This is a genomic window from Collinsella sp. AF20-14LB, from assembly GCF_003459505.1.
Classification (GTDB): domain Bacteria; phylum Actinomycetota; class Coriobacteriia; order Coriobacteriales; family Coriobacteriaceae; genus Collinsella.
This window is the reverse complement of sequence record NZ_QRWD01000016.1, coordinates 54,591-61,371: the sequence shown is the minus strand read 5'-3', so window position 1 is coordinate 61,371 and position 6,781 is coordinate 54,591. Positions and strand designations below refer to the sequence as shown.

The window sequence follows — 6,781 nt, the reverse complement described above, 5'->3', positions numbered from 1 at the left end:
CCAGCCCGTGGGAGGCCAGGGCGCCGCTGACCGGTGGACGGCACCGAGCCGTCGCAAGACTTGAAGAAGGGGGAGGCCTCGCGGCCTCCCCCTTTTTTTGCGTTTACGGGGTGTAAATGACTCAATTACACCAGACGATCTTGTTGTTTTCGGTATTGAGCCTTTATTTAAAGAAAATAAATCGTATAACAAGGGCAACTGCTATGGCCGCAATGATCATAAGCAGGATTGTCAGTTGATGCTGCTTGCGTCGTTTACTTGACGAAACGAAGATTGACTTTCCCTGTTTTGGCGTTTCGAGATAGCGAGCCGAATGCGTCAAGGTTTGCTTGGGTCGAGGCCCTCTTTGTTGATGAGCGGCGGATGCTTTCATCGGCTCATCACTAGCTGCGCTGTTTTTAGATAATGGTGCGTCTTTCAGATATACAGGGTCTCCCGAGGCGACGCCCATATGTTTGCGCCCCGTTTGCGCTTCTTCGAGTGTTTGATATCGGTTTCTTGTCACATATTTGGGCTCTGGGTCATTGATAGGCTCTTGCGAGATGTGGGGGCGATGGAATCGAATCGGTTGCGGGCTGGATGCTTCGTCCTGCTCCGGCATAAACGTGTTGTCCTGTTTTTGATCGTCCATGATGCCCTTAGTTCGTCATCAATATCGTGTATGCGCCCATTGTAAGCCAGCCGTCTAGTTTTGATGGGATTGCATACATTATTTAAGCCTACGTTCAAATTCCGTTTATTAGACAAAACCTTAGTCAACCAGACTTAGATATGCTTATATAAATAGACTAAAAAAACTTTATAGTCGATGTATATATAAGAAGCGGCTGGGCATATATAACAGCGTCAAAAGAAGTCCCAGTCACCTAGAAGATGACTCGGCAGTCCTTACAAGGAGTGGTAAACATGGCAAGCATGGTTCCTTATCGTTCGGTTTTTGGCGTCCGTCCTTCTGCAAGTTCGCTGTTCGATTTGTTTGATGACATGACCGACCTGGCGAATAGCTCGATTGCCTCCAAGGCGTTCCCCGTTGACGTTGAGGACAAGGGCGATGGCTACGAGGTCAAGGCGTATCTTACCGGTGTCGCCAAGGATGACATCGACGTCGAGCTCAATGAGGGTCGCCTGTCGATCAGTGTGAACGTCGAGGAGAGCGCCGAAAACGAGGGCAAGAACTTCCTCCAGAAGGAGTTCGGCTCGTACAGCGCGACGCGCGGCGTGTATCTGAAGGACGCTTCGAGCGAGGGCCTTTCGGCTAAGTATGCTGACGGCATCCTGACCGTTACGGTTCCTAAGATTGTCGAGAAGAAGAACGTCACGAAGATTTCTATCGACTAACGATGGCTCTGCTTCAATCGAGAGTATTAATTAAGGGGGCTGGGAAGTGATTCCCAGCCCCCTTTTGTTGTCTTGAGTGGGCTATTGAATAGTTGTCGGTTGATACTGACTTGCAGGGCGTATCGAGAGCTTCCGTGGCCCTTGAAAACAGGTGGCTGAGCTGCCGAGTTCATCATCGAGACTTGCATCAAGCGCGTTGGCATAGCTTTTGACGGTAAGGCTTGGACGATTATTGTCCTGGCTGATATGCATGGCGATGAGCTGTTCGGTGCGATCGGTAACAAGTTCTCGCGCGGCTTCGGCGGCCTGGTTGTTGGAGAGGTGCCCCTTTGTGGACAGGATGCGCTCCTGAAGAAAGCGTGGGTACGGTCCTTCGCGCAACATAGTTACATCGTGGTTACTTTCGAGCGCGAGAACTCGACAGTCTTTGAGGATGCCTACGGCCTTGCTCGATAACTCTCCGGTGTCGGTGGCAAACCCAATGGAATCATCGAGAGCATTAAATCGATAGCCGACAGGATTGATGACATCGTGTGATGTTGAGTAGGTTTGCACGTGGATGCCGGCAATGGATAGGGTGTCACCGGGATCGAACTCCTCGACAGACAGATACGAAAGATTTTCTTTGCTCGAAAGTGTGCCCCTACTGGCATAGAGGGGGCCGTGCCAGTGCTTGCACCAGACATCGAGACCTTTGATGTGGTCGCTGTGCTCATGAGTGATGAGAAGAGCCGAGACGTTATCTGCCGAGAGCCCCAGTTCTGCCATGCGCTTTAATGTCTCGCGGCGAGAAAGACCGTCGTCAATCATGATGAGCCCTCGGGGGCCTTCGATGAGCGCGCAGTTGCCTTTTGAGCCGCTGCCAAGGATATGAAGGTGCAGACGAGACATAATATTCCAAAGGATACAATGGGTGCGAACGAATAGAGGAGGAAGCAAATGCCAACGGTATCTCAACATTATGGACACCATGCTGCATCGTGGGCCGATGATAGGGCCCTGGCAACGCGGCAGACGGCTGCCCCCGTGGTGCTCATGGTATCAGGTGGTGCGGACTCGACGGCTTTGCTCCTTATGGCATGCACATCAAAGTTGGATATTCTGGATGGGCGTGGTGTAGCCCCCATCGCGCGCGAGCGACTACACGTGCTGCATGTGAACCATCATCTGCGCGGCGAGGCATCCGATGGCGACGAGGCCTTCGTGCGCGGCCTATGCGCACAATATGGCTTGCCGCTGTGTGTTGAGCATGCCTATTTTGATGATGAATCGGGCAATATCGAGGCGGCCGCCCGCGAGGTGCGCTATGCCGCGGCGCGGAGGTATGTTCGCGAGCTCTGCGTCCAGACGGGGGCACCGCGAACGGCGGCTCGTATCTGCACTGCGCACACGTCTTCGGATCGCGCGGAAACGTTTTTGATGAACGCGATTAAGGGTTCGGGGTCCGCTGGCCTATCGAGCATTCCTCGCCGGAGGAATATCGTGGTGCGTCCCCTGCTCGACCTGACTCATGATGAGCTCGTGGGCTATTTGCAGGTGCATGGTCAGCCGTGGCGAGAGGACGAGAGCAACGAGGACGTGTCATACTTGCGTAACTATGTGCGCCATCGAGTGATGCCGGTGGTGGCGCAGCGCAACGCGAGTGTCTGTAAGACGATTGGCGCCGCCTGCGAGATCTTGGGCGATGAGGACGCCTTTCTTTCCCAGCTTTCCGCACAGGCGTTTCGAAGCTGCCTGCGTAAGGAGGCGGCGGGTGCACTGGTTCTTGACGCTCGCCGACTGGCCGCGGCCGAGGTGGTGATTGCTCGGCGCATGGTGCGACTGGCAATTAAGCGTATCGACCCCGACGCTCGCCCGGAGATGCGGCATGTGGAGCGCGTGCTCGCCTGTGTCGCCGAAGGCTCGGGTTCGGTCACGCTGCCGGCGGGAATCGATGCGCGCGTGGAGTTTGGCATGCTGTCATTCAAGGCTCCGGCGGCGCGCGAGGGTTTAGTGGCCGATTGGATCTCCGTTCCCGGTCGTCTGCCGCTGGGGGCGGGGCATATGCTGACAGCGGAGCCGATGGCTGTGGAGCCGGGGTGCGATATCGTGCACCGTGCCCGCGAGCTTGCTGCTGCCGGAAAGGTTGCGGCCTTGGTGGATGCGGCGGCCCTGGGGTTTGCCGACTGCGATGGCGAGCGGATGTTAGCCGGCTCGCGCGGGGAGATTCCCACCGAGGCACGATCGGCGCGCCTGTGGGTGGATAGCCCTGTGCCGGGAGACGTGATGTGCCCGTTGGGGATGAACGGCCGAAGCAAGAAAGTGTCAGACCTGTTGAACGAGGCGCGCATTCCTGTTTCAGACCGCTCTGGCGTACCCGTGGTGAGAACGGCTCCGGGAGGTGCCGTGGTGTGGGTTGCAGGCGTTCGCACGGACGAGCGTTTTAAATGCACGGCCGCAACGCGCGTGGCATATCTGCTTCGTGTGGTCGATGCGGAATAGCGTCCCATGCCAGCTATTCTGTGCGACGTTGACGGTATTCCCGCGCTGATGGCGTACGGGCTGGAAAATATACCCCGTGCGCTGCTAGAATGTGTAGTTCGCGTCCATACGGCGGTGTGTGGGCGATAAGCACAAGAAAGGGTTGTCATGGCTTCTCAACATCCGGATATCGAGAAGGTTCTGTTTACGCAGGAGGATATCGACGGTATCGTCTCTCGCCTAGGCGAGCAGATTACTCGCGACTACGCGGGTAAGGATCTGGTGCTGATTGCGGTCCTGCGCGGCGCCGTGGTCTTTATGGGCGACCTGATGCGCAAGATCGAGCTGCCGACCAACATCGATTTCATGGCTGTTTCGAGCTATGGCGACGGTGTGAAGTCCTCGGGTATCGTGCGTATCATTAAGGACCTGGATATCGACATCCGCGGTCGCGACGTGCTGATCGTCGAGGACATTCTGGACTCGGGTCTGACGCTCAAGTACCTGATGAAGAACCTCGAGAGCCGCAAGCCCGCTTCTCTGGAGGTTGCCGCCTTCCTGTGGAAGGACGTTGAGGACCGTACCTCGGCCGTCACGCCCAAGTATGTTGGAACCCATTGCCCCGATGCCTTTGTGGTGGGCTACGGCCTCGACTATGCCGAGCGCTATCGTAACCTTCCGTATCTGGGCATTTTGAAACCGGAGGTTTATTCGTAAGATGCCCGACGACCGTAACGATAACAATTCCCAGACTCCCCGGGAGCCTAAGATCCCGGGGATGCCCGGAGGCAAGAAGCCCACGCGTACGGGCTGGCTGTATTTTATTTTGGCTTGCGCGCTTCTGGGCTACGCCTTCTTTAACATGGGCTCCGGCTTTGCCAATTCCAGCAATACCGTAAAGCTCGCGACGAGCGAGATGGTCAACGCCATTAAGCAGGATCGCGTCGAAGATTTGACCTATACGGTTCAAGACGGAAGCGTGGCGGGTCATTACTGGAAGACAAAAAAGGACAAGGGCGATACGAGCGAGCTCAAGAGCTTTTCCTCGACCTATGTCGGCTCCGATTCGCTTGCCGAGCTTATGGCGGAGCACCCCGATACCAAGTACATTGTCAACACCAATGACCCCGATTTTTGGGGCGACCTGGCGATGAGGGTGCTTCCGACGATCGCCCTGATTGCCATCATGTTCTACTTTATGCGCCAGATGATGGGCGCCAACAACAGGAACATGCAGTTTGGCAAGACCAACGCCAAGACCAACGAGGCCACGCGCCCCAAGGTCAAGTTCGAGGACGTTGCCGGCGTGGACGAGGCCGTCGAGGAACTCGAGGAGATCCGTGACTTCTTGAGCGATCCGGATCGCTATCGCAAGCTGGGCGCCAAGATCCCGCGTGGCGTATTGCTGGTGGGCCCTCCGGGCACCGGTAAAACGCTGCTGGCCAAGGCTGTTGCCGGCGAGGCGGGCGTGCCGCTCTTTAGCATCTCGGGCTCTGACTTTGTCGAGATGTTCGTGGGTGTCGGCGCCAGCCGTGTGCGTGACCTCTTTAAGGAGGCCAAGTCCCAGGCCCCGTCGATCATCTTCATCGATGAGATTGATGCCGTGGGACGTCAGCGCGGAGCTGGCTTGGGCGGTGGTCACGACGAGCGCGAGCAGACGCTCAACCAGCTGCTGGTCGAGATGGACGGTTTTGAGGAGAGCGAGTCGGTCATCCTGATCGCCGCGACCAACCGCCCCGATATTCTGGATCCGGCATTGCTACGTCCCGGTCGTTTTGACCGTCAGGTTACGGTCGACCGTCCGGATGTGAAGGGCCGCGAGCAGATCTTGCGCGTGCATGCCGAGAACAAGCCGATGGACGAGGACGTGAAGTTTGAGAAGCTCGCCCAGATGACCGTTGGCTTCACCGGCGCCGATCTGGCAAATCTGCTCAACGAGTCTGCACTGCTGGCTGCCCGTCGCCATCGTTCCGTGATTTCGATGGACGAGGTCGAGGAGTCGATGGAGCGTGTGATTGCCGGTCCGCAGCGCAAGGGTCGTGTGATGACCGAAGCAGAGCGCACCACGATTGCCTACCACGAAAGCGGTCACGCCCTGGTGGGCCACATCCTGGAGCATTCCGATCCGGTTCACAAGATCTCGATTGTCAGCCGCGGCCAGGCGCTGGGCTACACGCTGCAGCTTCCGCAGGAGGACCACTTCCTTAAGACCAAGAATGAGATGCTCGACGAGCTTGCCGTGTTCTTGGGCGGTCGCGTTGCCGAGGAGCTCATGTGCGACGACATCACGTCGGGCGCGAGCAACGATCTGGAGCGTGCGACCAAGATGGCGCGCGAGATGGTCACGCGCCTGGGCATGAGCGAGGAGCTTGGAACGCAGGTGTTTGGTGAGGCGCAGCATCAGGTGTTCCTGGGCCGCGACTATGCCGATCATCAGGATTACTCCGAGGAAACGGCGCGCCGTATCGACATCGAGGTCCAGCGCATTATGCGCGAAGCCCATCGCCGTGCGGTCGAGATCCTGGATGCCCGTCGCGATCAGCTCGATCTGATGGCCAAGGTGCTGCTTGAGCGCGAGACCGTCGAGGGCGATGCCGTGAATGCCCTGCTCGATAACGAGTGGGACGCCTACCTTGAGCGCGAGGGCGATATCCTGGCGGCCAAGGAGGAGCGCAACGCCAAGGCAGCCGGTATGCCGCCCAAGAAGCGTGCGCCTCGCATGAGTGAGGAGGAGCTGGCGGCCGATGCCGCGGCCTTTGCGCAGGCGGCTATGCAGGAGGATGCCGACGTCGCATCCGGCGATGCTGGCGATGACCATGCCGTCAATGCCGGTGTCGACACCGACGACGACAAATAGTCTTTGTGGCGAAAGCCTCCGCGGGGAAACCTGCGGAGGCTTTTTCCTTTGTTGATTGGGGACAGACTTAAATGAGCGTTTTCACGCATTTAAGTCTGTCCCCAATCAACATTGCTACGGTGCTTT

The 6,781-nt window shown here is 57.4% G+C and carries 6 protein-coding genes; 4 read left to right on the top strand and 2 right to left on the bottom strand.

Annotation, left to right across the window (positions count from 1 at the left end; translation table 11 throughout):
* Positions 1 to 163 precede the first annotated feature (163 nt).
* Positions 164 to 631 (bottom strand): hypothetical protein, encoded by a 468-nt coding sequence (locus tag DWX63_RS08640; protein ID WP_117582923.1) that lies wholly within the window; start codon positions 629 to 631, stop codon positions 164 to 166.
* 275 nt (positions 632 to 906) lie between these two features.
* On the opposite strand from DWX63_RS08640, the gene DWX63_RS08635 reads away from it, so the two are divergent.
* Positions 907 to 1,338 (top strand): Hsp20/alpha crystallin family protein, encoded by a 432-nt coding sequence (locus DWX63_RS08635; protein ID WP_099432389.1) that lies wholly within the window; start codon positions 907 to 909, stop codon positions 1,336 to 1,338.
* Between the two features lie 81 nt (positions 1,339 to 1,419).
* Here DWX63_RS08635 and DWX63_RS08630 read toward each other — a convergent pair whose 3' ends face one another.
* Positions 1,420 to 2,229, bottom strand: coding sequence for an MBL fold metallo-hydrolase (locus tag DWX63_RS08630; protein WP_199411173.1), 810 nt, complete (start codon positions 2,227 to 2,229; stop codon positions 1,420 to 1,422).
* A 48-nt stretch (positions 2,230 to 2,277) separates the two neighbouring features.
* On the opposite strand from DWX63_RS08630, the gene tilS reads away from it, so the two are divergent.
* The 3 genes from tilS (at position 2,278) to ftsH (ending at position 6,655) form a co-directional block, all read left to right on the top strand.
* Entirely contained in the window at positions 2,278 to 3,819 is a 1,542-nt protein-coding gene (gene tilS, locus DWX63_RS08625; protein ID WP_199411171.1) for a tRNA lysidine(34) synthetase TilS, read from the top strand.
* A gap of 147 nt (positions 3,820 to 3,966) precedes the next feature.
* Positions 3,967 to 4,515, top strand: a complete 549-nt coding sequence (gene hpt / locus DWX63_RS08620; protein WP_055251779.1) for a hypoxanthine phosphoribosyltransferase — start codon at positions 3,967 to 3,969, stop codon at positions 4,513 to 4,515.
* A gap of 1 nt (position 4,516) precedes the next feature.
* Positions 4,517 to 6,655 (top strand): ATP-dependent zinc metalloprotease FtsH, encoded by a 2,139-nt coding sequence (ftsH, locus tag DWX63_RS08615; RefSeq protein ID WP_117843457.1) that lies wholly within the window; start codon positions 4,517 to 4,519, stop codon positions 6,653 to 6,655.
* Positions 6,656 to 6,781 lie beyond the last annotated feature (126 nt).

Excerpts from the sequence above, each read along its gene's own strand:
- DWX63_RS08640 (WP_117582923.1), bottom strand. The coding sequence starts at position 631 with ATGGACGATCAAAAACAGGACAACACGTTTATGCCGGAGCAGGACGAA.
- DWX63_RS08635 (WP_099432389.1), top strand. The coding sequence starts at position 907 with ATGGCAAGCATGGTTCCTTATCGTTCGGTTTTTGGCGTCCGTCCTTCT.
- DWX63_RS08630 (WP_199411173.1), bottom strand. The coding sequence starts at position 2,229 with ATGTCTCGTCTGCACCTTCATATCCTTGGCAGCGGCTCAAAAGGCAAC.
- tilS (WP_199411171.1), top strand. The coding sequence starts at position 2,278 with ATGCCAACGGTATCTCAACATTATGGACACCATGCTGCATCGTGGGCC.
- hpt (WP_055251779.1), top strand. The coding sequence starts at position 3,967 with ATGGCTTCTCAACATCCGGATATCGAGAAGGTTCTGTTTACGCAGGAG.
- ftsH (WP_117843457.1), top strand. The coding sequence starts at position 4,517 with ATGCCCGACGACCGTAACGATAACAATTCCCAGACTCCCCGGGAGCCT.